At 72.1% G+C, this 13,229-nt stretch carries 11 protein-coding genes; 4 read left to right on the forward strand and 7 right to left on the reverse strand.

Annotated elements, in window-relative coordinates; all coding sequences use genetic code 11:
- Positions 1–86: 86 nt before the first annotated feature.
- Entirely contained in the window at positions 87–2,510 is a 2,424-nt protein-coding gene (locus IG02_RS0101140; protein ID WP_051764266.1) for a SpoIIE family protein phosphatase, read from the reverse strand.
- A 296-nt stretch (positions 2,511–2,806) separates the two neighbouring features.
- On the opposite strand from IG02_RS0101140, the gene IG02_RS0101145 reads away from it, so the two are divergent.
- From IG02_RS0101145 to IG02_RS0101155, 3 genes are all read left to right on the forward strand, one after another.
- Positions 2,807–3,463: a TetR/AcrR family transcriptional regulator gene (locus tag IG02_RS0101145; protein ID WP_078854082.1), complete on the forward strand. Its 657-nt coding sequence runs from the start codon at positions 2,807–2,809 to the stop codon at positions 3,461–3,463.
- 300 nt (positions 3,464–3,763) lie between these two features.
- Positions 3,764–4,543, forward strand: coding sequence for an HAD family hydrolase (locus tag IG02_RS0101150; protein ID WP_234314563.1), 780 nt, complete (start codon positions 3,764–3,766; stop codon positions 4,541–4,543).
- The gene (locus tag IG02_RS0101155; protein ID WP_030740422.1) at positions 4,540–7,032 is read left to right on the forward strand and encodes a glycoside hydrolase family 65 protein; all 2,493 of its coding nucleotides are present in this window, start codon (positions 4,540–4,542) and stop codon (positions 7,030–7,032) included. The genes IG02_RS0101150 and IG02_RS0101155 overlap by 4 nt, the downstream gene beginning before the upstream one ends.
- A gap of 95 nt (positions 7,033–7,127) precedes the next feature.
- Here the strand turns inward: IG02_RS0101155 and IG02_RS0101160 are convergent, their stop codons facing one another.
- The 4 genes from IG02_RS0101160 to IG02_RS0101175 all read right to left on the reverse strand — a co-directional run bounded on the left by IG02_RS0101160 (position 7,128) and on the right by IG02_RS0101175 (position 10,491).
- Positions 7,128–8,303 carry an NAD(P)/FAD-dependent oxidoreductase gene (locus IG02_RS0101160; RefSeq protein WP_030740424.1) on the reverse strand — a complete coding sequence of 392 codons (1,176 nt, stop codon included), beginning with the start codon at positions 8,301–8,303 and terminating at the stop codon, positions 7,128–7,130.
- Complete coding sequence (locus tag IG02_RS0101165; RefSeq protein WP_030740425.1) at positions 8,300–8,497, reverse strand: ferredoxin; 198 nt, start codon at positions 8,495–8,497, stop codon at positions 8,300–8,302. The genes IG02_RS0101160 and IG02_RS0101165 overlap by 4 nt, the downstream gene beginning before the upstream one ends.
- Before the next feature lie 68 nt (positions 8,498–8,565).
- Positions 8,566–9,795 carry a cytochrome P450 gene (locus IG02_RS0101170; RefSeq protein ID WP_030740427.1) on the reverse strand — a complete coding sequence of 410 codons (1,230 nt, stop codon included), beginning with the start codon at positions 9,793–9,795 and terminating at the stop codon, positions 8,566–8,568.
- 30 nt (positions 9,796–9,825) lie between these two features.
- Positions 9,826–10,491, reverse strand: a complete 666-nt coding sequence (locus tag IG02_RS0101175) for a TetR/AcrR family transcriptional regulator (RefSeq protein ID WP_037801973.1) — start codon at positions 10,489–10,491, stop codon at positions 9,826–9,828.
- Between the two features lie 270 nt (positions 10,492–10,761).
- On the opposite strand from IG02_RS0101175, the gene IG02_RS0101180 reads away from it, so the two are divergent.
- A complete protein-coding gene (locus tag IG02_RS0101180) occupies positions 10,762–11,376 on the forward strand; it encodes an NIPSNAP family protein (RefSeq protein WP_030740435.1) in 615 nt (204 codons plus the stop codon).
- Between the two features lie 41 nt (positions 11,377–11,417).
- On the opposite strand, the gene IG02_RS0101185 is transcribed toward IG02_RS0101180, so the two are convergent.
- Both IG02_RS0101185 and IG02_RS0101190 read right to left on the reverse strand, forming a co-directional pair.
- A complete protein-coding gene (locus tag IG02_RS0101185; RefSeq protein WP_030740441.1) occupies positions 11,418–12,203 on the reverse strand; it encodes a DUF899 family protein in 786 nt (261 codons plus the stop codon).
- A gap of 189 nt (positions 12,204–12,392) precedes the next feature.
- Positions 12,393–13,109, reverse strand: a complete 717-nt coding sequence (locus tag IG02_RS0101190) for a (2Fe-2S)-binding protein (protein ID WP_030740442.1) — start codon at positions 13,107–13,109, stop codon at positions 12,393–12,395.
- Between the last annotated feature and the right edge of the window lie 120 nt (positions 13,110–13,229).

The following is a 13,229-nucleotide window of genomic DNA, read 5'->3' on the forward strand; positions in this document are numbered from 1 at the left end:
CCGCGCGGCTCCCTGCCGTGCCGCGGCGCGGGTCCGGCGCCCCCGTTCCCCGGGCGCGTGGGCGGGCGGACCGTGCGCCGGGCTCCTCAGTGGGGCGCGGTGAGGTTCTGCTCGGCCCAGATGATCTTTCCCGCCGGGGTGGGTCTGCTGCCCCACCGGTCGGCGACCTGGGCGACCAGGAGCAGGCCGCGTCCCCCTTCGTCGAAGCTCTTGGCCCGCCGCAGATGCGGGGCGGTGGCACTGGAGTCGGAGACTTCGCAGATCAGGGTCCGGTCGAGGACCAGACGCAGTTCGATCGGCGGGGCGGCGTACCGGATGGCGTTGGTCACCAGCTCGCTGGTGACCAGTTCGGTGACGAAGGACGCCTCCTGGAGATTCCACGCGCTCAACTGCGCGAGGACCTCGTGGCGCAGGTCGGCGACCTGGGCGGGGTCGGCGCTGACGCTCCAGGTGGCCGTGTGCGCCGGGTCCAGCACCTGAGTGCGGGCGAGCAGGAGCGCCGCGTCGTCGGAGGCTCCCTCGTCGGGGACCAGGGCGCGTACGAGGGTGTCGGCCAGCTCCTCGAGCGAGCCCGTCGGCCGGGTGGCCGTCTCGCGCAGCAGCCGGTGCCCTTCCTCGAAGTCCCGTTCACGGCTCTCGACCAGGCCGTCGGTGTAGAGGGCGAGCGTGCTGCCCTCGGGCAGCACGCACACCGTCGTCTCGAAGGGCAGTCCCCCCACCCCGAGCGGCGGGCCGGCCACCAGGTCGACGGCCACCGGCGCCCGGTCCGGACCGACCACGACCGGGGGCGGATGTCCCGCCGAGGCCATGGTGCAGTGCCGCGAGATGGGGTCGTAGACCGCGTAGAGGCAGGTGGCGCCGGATTCCTGCACCGGCGAGTCGGTGTGCTGCTCGCTCGACAGGCGGATGACGAGGTCGTCGAGGTGGGTGAGCAGTTCGTCCGGGGGCAGGTCCACGTCGGCGAGCGTCCGTACCGCCGTACGCAGCCGGCCCATAGTGGCCGACGCCTGGACGCCGTGGCCCACCACGTCACCGACGACCAGGGCGACGCGCGCGCCGGAGAGCGGGATGACGTCGAACCAGTCGCCGCCGACCCCGGCCTCCGGGGAGGCGGGCAGGTACCGGTGGGCGACGTCCACCGCGGACGGCCGCACCGCCCCGTGCGGCAGGAGGCTGCGCTGGAGCGTGATCGCCGTGTCGCGCTCGTGCGTGAAACGGCGCGCGTTGTCGATGCACACGGCCGCGCGCGCGGTGATCTCCTCGGCCAGCAGCACATCGTCGGGCACGAAGGGGTCGGGGCGTCCGAAGCGGGAGAACACCACCACGCCGAGCGTCCCGCCCCGTGCTCCGAGCGGCACGGCCATGATCGAGCGGAAGCCCAACGCGACGGCGCGGCGGTGCTGTTCCGGCTCGTGCTCGGCCCATCGGCGGACTTCGGGGTCGGTGTGGCGGTGGACGACCGGGCGCCCGGACGCCAGACAGGCCGCCTGCGGGGCGAAGGCTCCGTAGGACCTGATGGCGCCTACGGCCACCTGGGCCTCGGGGGCCCCTTCCCGGCGTGAGCGGTGCGCCACGCGGCACAGGGGTACGGTGCCGTCGACCGGGCCGACGGGTGCCTCGGCGCCCTGGGCCACCGGTTCGAGCAGGTCCACGCTCACGAAGTCGGCGAGGTGCGGGACGCAGACCTCGGCCAGTTCCTCGGCGGTCCGGGTCACGTCCAGGGTGCTGCCGATCCGGACGGACGCGTCGTTCACGAGCAGCAGCCGCCGGCGCGCCAGCGCCTGCTCGGTGATGTCGAAGGCGGCGAGGCACACCCCGTGCACCTCCCCGTCATCGTCCCGCAGCGGGGCGAACCGGACGGACCAGTCGTGCTCGTTCGCCTCGCCGCCCGTCCGCATGAAGGTCCGTACACCGCGCCGGGCCCCGTCGGCCAGCGCGCGGTCGAGCTGCTCCTCCAGTTCGCGGCTCTTCCGTTTTCCACCGATCTCGGACAGCCGCAGCCCTCGGACCTCGTCCTCCGTCAGCCCCATGACGCGTTCCATCTCCCGGTTGGCGCTGCGCAGCCGCCCGTCCAGGTCGTATACGGCGACCGCGCACGGGGACTGGCCGTACGCCCACTGCTCCAGACGGGCGTCGCCGGGCGCCCGGGCGGTCCCTTCCAGGGCGACGCAGACGAGCCAGTCGGCGGCGGCACCGTCCTCCGCGGCCCGGTGGTGGACCACCAGGCGGGCCCGGACCCGGGCGCCGTCCCGGTGCCGCAGGTCCGTCCAGCCGCTCCACGGCGTACCGGGGGGTGTGTCGCGGGGGACGTCGCAGGAGGCACCCTCGGCCAGGAACGCCGTGGCGGGGCGCCCCACGGCCTCGTGCGCGGGGTGTCCCAGCAGGCGCTCGGCGCCTTCGTTCCAGGCGGTGACGACCCCCGCGGCATCGATCGAGATGCGGGCGTTGGCGCGACCGTCCGGGGCGGGAGCGGGGGCTCTCCTGCCGCGAGGACGTTCTCGTTCGTTCATGGGCTGCGTCCCGACAGTGGGCTACCCGGCCAGATTAACCCCGCCCGCGCCTCCTCGACGCGCGTACACCCGTTCGACCGGATGGCCGACGGACCCCCTCCCGCGCGCACCCGCCTCGCCGGGCACGATGACGGGGACGACAAGGACGGGAGGACCAGAGAACTCCGTACCGCCGGCCGACGGCGTGCGGTCGGACCGGCCACGGAACCGGCCCCGTCTGTAGATGGGCAGGCCAAGTAACACACTCGTTACCTCGTCGTCCGCACGGACGCCCTCCGCACGTTAGGCTCACCGGCATGACGACGGACGACCCCGGCGACGAGGGCGGGGGCACGGCCACCCGGCTCACGCGGACCCTCAGCGGTGGCCGCACGGCGCGGAGCGAGGACCGGCGCGCCGAGATCGTGCAGGCCGCCCTCGAAGTGATCGCCGAACGCGGTTACCGGGGCGCCTCCATGGCCGCCGTGGCGGAGCGCGTGGGCCTGACCCAACAGGGCCTGCTCCACCACTTCCCGTCCAAGGACGCGCTGCTGACCGCCGTGCTGGAGGCGCGGGACCAGTGGGACATGGCCTCCGCCGCGCTGCTGTCCACGACGGCCTGGCCGCTGGAGATGCTGGCGAGCCTCGTCGAGTACAACGCGACCCGCCCCGGCGTCGTCCAGGTCTTCACCGCGCTGGCCGGCGACAGCGTCACCGAGGACCATCCGGCGCGCCCCTTCTTCCGGGACCGCTACGGCACGGTCCGCGCCCGGGCCGCGATGTCGCTGCGGGCGGAGTACGGCGACGAACTCCCGAGCGGTCTCACCCCCGAGCAGGCCGCTCCCCTGCTGATCGCCGTGATGGACGGACTCCAGGTGCAGTGGCTGCACGACCCGGAGTCCGTCGACATGGCGGCCGCGTTCCGTGCCTTCGTCGGCCTGTTGGAGGGACGGCCCCGGCCGGACGACGCTTGACGGGGCGTCCGCCCACCGCAGTACCGTGACAGACCCGGGGCGCGCGCCCCGGCCGGTCCGGTCCGCCGGGGGGGAGGCGACCACCCGTGGGGCCCCGGCCCCCGCCTTCTTCCCGGACGCCGGTCCGCCACGAGCGCACGCCGGCGCCGAACCCGCTCCGGGCGCGGCCACTTGGGATTCCGTCGTGGTACGCCGGGGCGGGGTCAAGACGGTACGTTGATCCAAGCGACACGCAGTTGTAACACCGCACCAAAACGCTCGTCGCGTGACACAGCGCAACACGGCACCAAGGAGAGAAGTTTGGGAACCGCGCCGCCCGCCGAAGGACAGTTGGCCAGGTGCCTCGGGGAGGTCGACGCCGTCCTGTTCGACCTCGACGGAGTCATCACTCCCACCTCGCTCGTGCATATGCGCGCCTGGTCCGAGCTGTTCACCCCGTTCCTCGCCGAACGCCGTGTCGAGCCGCCGTACACCGACCGCGACTACTTCGCGCACATCGACGGCAAGCCGCGGTACGAGGGAGTGCGGGCGCTGCTCGTCTCCCGCGGGCTGAGCCTGCCGTACGGCGACCCGTCCGACCCGCCGGACGCCGCGACGGTGTGCGGTCTGGGCAACCGCAAGAACTCTCTGTTCAACGAGGTGCTGCGGACCGAGGGCGTCACGGCGTACCCCGGTTCGGTACGGCTGATCGACGCGCTCGTCGCGGCCGGCCGCCGGATCGCCGTCGTGTCGAGCTCGCGCAACGCGCGGCCCGTCCTCGAAGCCGCCGGGCTGGCGGACCGGTTCGCCCTGGTGGTGGACGGCGTCACCGCCGCGGAGCGAGGGCTGCCGGGCAAGCCGGACCCCGCCACCTTCCTGTACGCGGCCGAGGAACTGGGCGTCCCGGCCGAGCGGGCGGCCGTGCTGGAGGACGCCGAGTCGGGCGTCACCGCGGGCCGCAAGGGCGGCTTCGTCCTGGTAGTCGGCGTCGACCGGGGCGCCGGCCCCGAGGCGCTGACCGAAGCGGGCGCGCACCAGGTCGTGGACGACCTCGACGCCCTTCTCCTGTGCAACGACGAGTCCGATGAGCAGCGTTCATGAACTTCGCACCATCCGCCAGCAGCGATCCCCTCGACCGTAACCGGTACCCGGCCGACGAATGGCGGCTCCGGGAGGTCATCTACGACGCCGCCGACCTCGGGCGTACCGAGACCCTGTTCGCCGTCGGCAACGGCTACCTCGGCCTGCGCGGCAACGCGGAGGAGGGCCGGGAGAGCCACAGCCACGGCACCTTCGTCAACGGCTTCCACGAGACGTGGTCCATCCGGCACGCCGAGGAGGCGTTCGGCTTCGCCCGGGTCGGCCAGACGATCGTCAACGCCCCCGACGCCAAGGTCCTGCGGCTGTACGTGGACGACGAGCCGCTGCTGCTGTCGGTCGCCGACCTGGAGTCCTACGAGCGCACTCTGGACTTCGCCGACGGAGTGCTCTCCCGTGAACTGGTGTGGTGCACGCCCGCCGGCAAGCGCGTGCACATCCGCTCGCGGCGCATGGTCTCCTTCACCCAGCGCCACCTGGCCGTCCTCACCTACGAGGTGACCATGCTGGACGCCGACGCCCCCGTCGTGCTCTCCAGCCAGATCCTCAACCGCCAGGACGGCCAGGACGAGTACGACGTGCCCTCGGCGGCGCTGGGCGAGGGGTTCGACCCCCGCAAGGCGCCGCGGTTCGACGGGCGGGTGCTCCAGCCCACCACGCAGGACTCCGGCGACGGCCGCTACGTGCTGGGCTACCGGTGCACGTCCTCCGGGATGACGCTGGCGTGCGCCGCGGACCACACGATCGAGACCGAGAACGAGTACGAGGAGCACGGCCACATCGAGGAGGACGTCGCCAAGCACGTCTACCGGGTGCGGGCACGCCGGGGCAAGCCGATCGTCGTCACCAAGGTGGTCAGCTACCACACCTCGCGCGGCGTCCCCGCCCTCGAACTCGCCGACCGCTGCCGCCGTACTCTCGACCGGGCGGCCGCCGAGGGAGCCGAGAAGCAGTTCGAGTCCCAGCGCGCCTGGCTGGACGACTTCTGGGCACGCAGCGATGTCTCGGTGGCGGGCCGGCCGGAGATTCAGCAGGCCGTGCGGTGGAACCTGTTCCAGCTGGCGCAGGCGACGGCCCGCGCCGACGGCCTCGGCATCGGGGCCAAGGGAGTGTCCGGCTCGGGCTACGAGGGGCACTACTTCTGGGACTCCGAGATCTATGTGCTGCCGTTCCTGACCTACACCTCGCCGCAGACGGCCCGCAGCGCGCTGCGCTTCCGGTACCTGATGCTGGACGCGGCCCGGCAGCGGGCGGCCGAGCTCAACCAGGAAGGCGCCCTGTTCCCGTGGCGCACGATCAACGGGCAGGAGGCGTCCGCCTACTACGCGGCCGGGACGGCGCAGTACCACATCGACGCGGACATCGCCCACGCCATCCGGCAGTACGTCAACGCCACCGGTGACGAGGCGTTCCTCGCCCGCGAGGCGATCGACATCCTCGTCGAGACCGCCCGTATGTGGGCCGACCTCGGCTTCTGGCGGGGCACGGGCGCCGGCACGTTCCACATCCACGGGGTGACCGGGCCCGACGAGTACACGACCGTCGTCAACGACAGTCTGTTCACCAATCTGATGGCGCGGGCGAACCTCCGCTCCGCCGCCGAGGCGAGCCGCAAACTGCGCGACGACCATCCCCGGGAGTACGCCCGGATGACCGCGCGACTGAACCTCACGGAGGACGAGGTCGTCGAGTGGGGCAGGATCGCCGACCGGATGCACGTCCCCTACGACGCCAATCTCGGGGTGCATCCGCAGGACGCGCAGTTCCTGGAGAAGGAGCTGTGGGACCTGTCCCAGACGCCGGAGGAGAAGCGACCGCTCCTGCTGCACTACCACCCGCTGGTGATCTACCGGTTCCAGGTGCTCAAGCAGGCCGATGTCGTGCTGGCGCTGTTCCTCCAGGGGGACCAGTTCACCCCGGAGGAGAAACGCGCCAACTTCGACTACTACGATCCGCTGACGACGGGCGACTCGACCCTGTCGGCGGCCGGGCAGTCGGTGATCGCCTCCGAGGTCGGCTACCAGGACCTGGCGATCAAGTACTTCACCTCCTCCCTCTTCGTCGACCTGGCCGACCTGCACCGCAACAGCTCCGACGGGGTGCACGTCGCGTCGGCCGGCGGGGTGTGGACGGCGCTCGTCAACGGCTTCGGCGGCATGCGCGACCACGGGGAGACGGTGACGCTCGATCCCCGGCTGCCCGAGGAGTGGGAGCAGCTGACCTTCCGGCTGACGCTGCGCGGCACTCGGGTACGGGCCGACATACGGCACGGTGAGCTGACCCTGACCGTGGAGGACGGCGACAAGGCCACACTCGTCGTGCGCGGGCAGGAGGTCACGGTGGGGCCGCAGGCCCCGGTGACCGTGGCGCTCGCGCCCACGCCACGGCTGGCCGGCGCGCCCACCGTGCGGGACATCGTCGGCAGCCGGCGTCCGGACGGGACCGTGATAACGGCCACCGTGCCCGACAGCCGGGAGGCCGAACCCGTCTGATCCGTATGGGGGCGCGGGAGCGCGCCCCCACGGAACAGAAAGACCGGCTCCCCTCGCGCGGCGAGGGGAGCCGGTCTTTCTGTCGGCGGGGCGGGTCAGTTCACGGAAACGGCTCCCATCGCGTCGTGCCAGGGGGTGCGGGTGGTGATGGCCTGGCGCCAGGAGCGGATCGCCTTGGGCGGCATGCCGACCGCGAGCGCCCCGGACACATGGTCCCCGGTGCGGTAGACGGCCAGGAACCGGCCCGAGGAAAGGTCCCCGTCGGCCACGCCCACCTCGTCGTGGCCCCGCAGATAGCCATAGGCCTGGATCTTCATGTCGTACTGGTCCGACCAGAAGTACGGCACCGGCGCGAACGGCTTGCTCGCCTCGGGCCGCAGCAGGTTACGGGCGGCGGCCATGCCCTGCTCGGCCGCGTTCGTCCGGTGCTCGATCCGCATCGCCACCCCGAACAGCGGATTGTGCCAGCGCGCGACGTCCCCGGCCGCGTACACGCCCGGCGCGGCCCGGCAGTACGCGTCGCACACCACACCGTCCTCCACCGTCAGACCGCTGCCGTCGAGCCACTCGGTGTTCGGCAGCGAACCGGCCGCGACCAGGACCTCGTCGGCCTCGACCACCGTGCCGTCCGCCAGCCGCACCCCGCCGGCGCCCGCCTCCACCACGGTGACCCCGGTCCGCAGATCCACCCCGTGCTCCAGATGGGCCCGCGACAGCACACGGCCCACCGCCTCGCCGACAGCGTGCGCCAGCGGCACCGGAGCCGGCTCCAGCAGGGTCACCCGGGCACCCAGCCCACGCGCCACGGCGGCGGCCTCTGCCCCGAGGAACCCGGCCCCCACCACCACCAGATGCCGTCCCGCCGCCAGCCGCCCGCGCAGCGCGAGCGCGTCGTCCAGGCTTCGCAGAACGTGCGCGCCCTCGCCGGGCAGCCGGCGCGGACGCACCCCGGTCGCCACGACCAGCCCGTCGTAGGCCACCGACGTCCCGTCCGCCAGCCGCACCGTACGGCCCGCCGTGTCCAGCCCGGCAGCGGCCACCCCCAGCCGCAGGTCGAGGCCCAGCGCGTCCAGGTCGGCCGGGGTGCGCAGGCGCAGCCGGTCGGCGTCCCACTCACCGGCCAGCACCTGCTTGGACAGCGGCGGCCGGTCGTAGGGCGGACGCGACTCGTCGCCGATGAGGGTGAGTGTGCCGTCGTAGCCCTCGCGGCGCAGGGTCTCGGCCGCCGCGAGCCCGGCGGCCGATCCCCCCACGATCACGTACCGCGTCACCCCTCCACCAGCCGGATCGCCGCCGCCGGACAGATCGCCACCGCTTCCCGGACCCCGTCCAGGAGTTCGGCACCGGGTGTCTCCTCCAGCAGGACCGCGACACCGTCCTCGTCACGCTGGTCGAACACCTCCGGCGACGCCATCACACACTGCCCCGACGCCACACACTTCGGCTCGTCCAATTCCACACGCATATTCTGTCCTTCTTCTCGCTCTTCTTCGGGTACGGGACCGAGGGCCTTGTCCGGCCGTCAGAGGTGGTTCACCAGGCCACCGGCAGCTCGTAGACACCGTAGACGGACCCGTCGTGCTTGAACGGGATCTTCTCCAGTCCGGTGGCCAACCGCAGGGTGGGGATCCGGCGGTAGAGCGTGCTGTAGACGACCTGGAGCTCCATCCGGGCCAGCGGCTGGCCCAGACACTGGTGCACACCGAAACCGAAGGCCACATGGCGACGGGCGTCTCGCCGGAGGTCCAGCCGGTCGGGGTCGGCGAAGACCTCGGGGTCCCGGTTCCCGATTTCGTTGGGCACGATGATCCCCTCGCCCGCGCGGATGGTCTCCCCGGAGATCTCGATGTCCTCCAGCGCCAGCCGGCGCCGCCCGCCGTGCGTGATGTTGAGGTAGCGCAGCAGTTCCTCCACCGCCGAGGCGACCAGCTTCGGGTCGTCGGTCTCCCGCAGCAGAGCGAGCTGGTCGGGGTGTTCCAGGAGGGCGAGGGTGCCGAGCGCGATCATGTTCGCGGTGGTCTCGTGGCCGGCGAGCAGAAGCAGCACCCCCATCTGGGCCGCCCCGTTACGGGTCAGTTCGCCCGTTTCGATCCGCGGGACCAGCCCGGAGAGGAGGTCGTCGGCGGGGTGGGCGATCTTCTCGCCCAGCAGCTCGTCCAGGTAGTCGGTCAGCCGCTTCATGGCGCCCCACCGCTCCTCGGGGTCCACGTCGCGCGTGATGAGGACCCTGCTGTTGGACTGGAAGAAGTCGTGGTCGGCGTACGGCACACCGAGCAGTTCGCAGATCACCAGCGAGGGCACGGGCAGGGCGAACGCCTCCACCAGGTCCACCGGGTTGGGACCGGCGAGCATGGTGTCGATCAGGTCGTCGACGATCTTCTGCACGGCGGGCCGCAGCGCGTCCACCCGTTTGATCGCGAACGGAGCCGTCACCATGCGCCGCTGCCGGGAGTGCTCCGGGTCGTCCATCGTGATGAAACTCAGGCCGGTGCTCCCGCTCTTGACCGGCGCCTGGTTCGGGAAGCCCGGCCGGGTGACCTCGGAGCTGACCCGCGCGTCCCCCAGCAGCGCCCTCTGTTCGGAGTACCGGGTCACCAGCCACGGCGTGCTGCCGTCCCACAGCCGGACCTTCCTGAGCGGCCCTTCCCGCTGCTCGTCCCGCAGCGCCGGAGGCGGATCGAAGGGGCACTTCGCGGCCCTGGCCATCGGGAACTCCGGGATCCGGGCCGTGCGCTCGTCCGCCGGGTTCGCTGTGCTGGTCATGCCGGTTCCTCGATTCGTCATCGGTTCTCCTCAGTCGTCCTTCGCCACACGGTCACGTGTGACGGGCGCCAGCCACATTCCGACCATCGCGTCGATCAGGCCGGAAGCGGCGTCGTGCCAGTTGGACCAGGGTGTGTGGGTACTCTCGGCGAGCGCGTGTTCCCGTTCGGCGGTCGTGTGGACGAGCAACTGGCGTGCCATGGCGGCGCGTTCGGCACCCACCTCGGCCGGCAGGTCCGGCAGGCAGCGGCGCAGGCCCTCAACGGTTCTCTGGAGCGACGGGGAGGCGAGCGACTCCTCGAACATGATCTGGCGCAGCGCGGGGTCGGTCAGCACCTGGGCACAGAAGCGCCCGTACCAGGTGGGGCTGCCCAGTGCCGCCAGATGCTCATGGGTCGGGCGTACCAGGCAGGCCACCCAGTCCCGCAGCTCGACGGAGTCGCCGATCCGCGCCACGGACCTGACGCGCCGTCGCTCGATGGGTTCGGCGTGCCTGCGCACGACGGCTCGTACCAGATCGGCCTTGGTGCCGAAGTGGTAGCCGACCGCGGCGTTGTTGCCCTGCCCCGCGGCCTCGCTGACCTGCCGGTTGGACACCGCGTACACGCCGCGCTCGGCGAACAGCCGTTCCGCGGCCGTCAGGAGCAGCTCCCGGGTGGCGCTCACCTGTTCGGCCCGTACGGTTCCGCCGGCCATGGTCACCACACCCGCGCGCCGTCGTTCGAATCCATGCGAACCTCCTCCGGTCCGGCCGTCGACCCGCCTTCAGGTAACCCGACCGACCGAGCTAAGTCAAGCGACTGATTTAATTTTCAGCCATCGACCGGGTCCGTGGTTTCAACGTCGCGGACCCTGGTGGTTCCACGCCTTGGTGAGACGATGCAGCGCCGGACGATCACCGGAGCCGGGACAAAGAGCCCGCCCGACGTGTGAGCGGCGGCACCGACACCAGTTGGGAGACCTACCGTGCTCTACGAACTCGCGACCCTCTCGCTCAAGCTGCGCTCGATCCCGACGGCCTTGCCCGCATTGGAGGCCTACACGACGAGCGAGAGCACCGGCGGTCGGCTGCTCGGCTGCTGGGAGCCGGAACACGGTGTCATCGTCGGGCAGCTGATCCTCCTGCGCGGCTTCGAGAGCGCCGAGGAACTCGCGGAGGAGCGGCGGCGCGTTCTCGCCGACCCCGACCCGTTCGGCATCGGTGAGCACCTGACCGCCTACCAGGTGGAAAGCTACGCCCCGTTCGCCTTCCTGCCACCGGTCGAGCCGGGTCGGTACGGCTCCGTGTACGAGTTCCGCACCTACCACCTCAAGGTCGGGGGTCTCGTCCCCACGATGGCCGGGTGGGAGGCCGCGGTGCCGGAGCGCACCCGCCTGTACCCGCTGACGACGGCCATGTACGGCCTGGACGGCGTCCCCCGTATCACGCACATCTGGCCCTTCCCCGGCCTCGACGCCCGGCTGGAGATCCGCCGGGACTCCTACGAGCGCGGGATCTGGCCCCCGGAGAACGGCCCGGAGAACATCGCCCACGCCACATCCACGATCGCCCTGCCCACCTCCATCTCCCCACTGCGCTGACCCGCCCGAGGCCTTTCGCCGACGCCGTCGGCGAAGACGCGTCAGTGGTGGTGGCCGTGCCGGCCGAGGGTCTCCACGGGGGTCGCGCCGGGGCGGGTCCACTGCGGCACGGGGCGGCTGGTCGGGCCCCAGGTGGCGTTCCCGTCCGCGTCCGAGCGCCAGTACCAGCACGCGCCGCGCCCCTCGGGCCGGCCCCGGGGGTTGTCCTCCCACGCCTCGCCGCGGCCGTAGGGCGTCATGTCGAGCAGGCCCAGGGACCCGTTGACCGGTTCGTTGCCACGGCCCGTCGTGGAGTACGTGAGGAACACGCGGTCGGCGTCGCGCAGGAAACAGACGAGGTACCCCATGGGGCCGCCGACCGGCGCCTCCACGTCGCGCACCGAGTACCAGGGCTGGGTGTAGCCCATGAACTCGACGTAGGAGGCCACCTCGTCCCACCGGCCCGTGGTCAGGACGGCGGACGAGACGCCACGGGCGTTGAGGTAGACGGCGGCGTCCTTCAGGTGCCAGGCCGTGGTGGTGCAGCCCTCGCACTGCCCCTGGTGCGGCGCGCCGTCGTACCACATGTGCTTGTAGACCGCGAGCTCGTCACGGCCCTGGAACAGGTCCAGGAACGGGACCGGGCCGTCGGGTCCGACGACCTCGACCGTCCCGTCGAACTCCACCATCGGCAGCCGGCGGCGGGCCGCCGCCAGGGCGTCGCCCTCGCGGGTGTGGGCCTTCTCGCGGACCAGGAGTTCCTCACGGGCGGTCTGCCAGGTGGCCAGGTCGACGACGGGCGGCCGGCCGGGCGGCGTGGGGGTCGGTTCCTCCGGCGTGGTCGTCATGGTGTCCTCCGTGGTGTCTCGTGCCGGGCGGCGTCGTACGACGTCCATACGACGCTCCACTGAGCAGACTCCCGACCCGGCCGGAACTCATCGCGGCAGGCGCTCCCCCGGCCGGCCCGCACGGACGGGCCACGTCGTACGCGTCCTCGACCGGGTCGCCTCCTCTGTTCCGCGCCCCCGGGGACCTCGTCAACGCCGTTTGGGTGAGGACCGTACGTCCCGTCCGGCCAGGCAGCAGTCGCCGCACTTCGTGCCGTCCGGTGCGCGGTAGTAGAGGCAGCAGCTGCGGCGGCGGAAGGTGAGATCCGGTCCGGTGAGACGTCCGGTCCCGACCAGCCGTCCGATGTTCAGCAGTTCGACCGTGAGGCCGGTGAGCGGCTCGCGCAGGCCGGGACGGGCCGTCAAAAGGACGTGCGCAGCGCCGACGAGCGCGGAGGCGGCGTTCCCGTCCAGCAGGCGCGGGGCGATCTTGACGCGGAGCCCGGCCGCGAACTCCCGCAGTTGACGCGTCACCTGCTCGCTGAGAACGAGGGCGGGGTCGGGCAGCCGGTCGGTGTGCCAGCCGGCGGGGCGGGGCAGGCGGAGCGCCGGTCCGTCGTCGGCCCGCTGCAGGCCGCCCAGGTCCGGGACGATCCCGTGCAGAGCCACACAGGCCAGGGCGGGCGACCACAGGCGTGCCGCGTGCCCGAGATGGGCGACGGACACGCCGACTCTCGGTTCCCGTGCGCGGTACCGGTGGGTGACGGCCTCGGCCAGGTCGGTGAATCCGCGCGCGTAGGAGTCGCCGACGGGGTGCCAGCCCTCGTCCCGGCCGCCTGTGGGCAGGACGAAGAAGCCGCCGAGAGCCGCCACGTCGTCCAGGGCGGCGGTGACCTCCTCGGCAGTCGCCCGAGCGGAATCGGTCACGTCGGGGTCACTTCCTTCCCTGAGTGGGCACTTCCCTGAGTGGGCGGCCCGATGCGCCGCCCTGTCCGCGTGTCAGCACCTCACTCGGCGATCGGCGCATCAGCGGGTCCGACGTCCGGC

This window comes from Streptomyces sp. NRRL F-5135, assembly GCF_000719775.1.
In the GTDB taxonomy this organism is placed as follows: domain Bacteria; phylum Actinomycetota; class Actinomycetes; order Streptomycetales; family Streptomycetaceae; genus Streptomyces; species Streptomyces hebeiensis.

What these genes read in the sequence shown, in the direction of transcription:
- IG02_RS0101170 (WP_030740427.1), bottom strand. Translation starts at nt 9,795, where the DNA reads ATGACCAGCACAGCGAACCCGGCGGACGAGCGCACGGCCCGGATCCCG.
- IG02_RS0101155 (WP_030740422.1), top strand. Translation starts at nt 4,540, where the DNA reads ATGAACTTCGCACCATCCGCCAGCAGCGATCCCCTCGACCGTAACCGG.
- IG02_RS0101185 (WP_030740441.1), bottom strand. Translation starts at nt 12,203, where the DNA reads ATGACGACCACGCCGGAGGAACCGACCCCCACGCCGCCCGGCCGGCCG.
- IG02_RS0101145 (WP_078854082.1), top strand. Translation starts at nt 2,807, where the DNA reads ATGACGACGGACGACCCCGGCGACGAGGGCGGGGGCACGGCCACCCGG.
- IG02_RS0101140 (WP_051764266.1), bottom strand. Translation starts at nt 2,510, where the DNA reads ATGAACGAACGAGAACGTCCTCGCGGCAGGAGAGCCCCCGCTCCCGCC.
- IG02_RS0101175 (WP_037801973.1), bottom strand. Translation starts at nt 10,491, where the DNA reads ATGGCCGGCGGAACCGTACGGGCCGAACAGGTGAGCGCCACCCGGGAG.
- IG02_RS0101165 (WP_030740425.1), bottom strand. Translation starts at nt 8,497, where the DNA reads ATGCGTGTGGAATTGGACGAGCCGAAGTGTGTGGCGTCGGGGCAGTGT.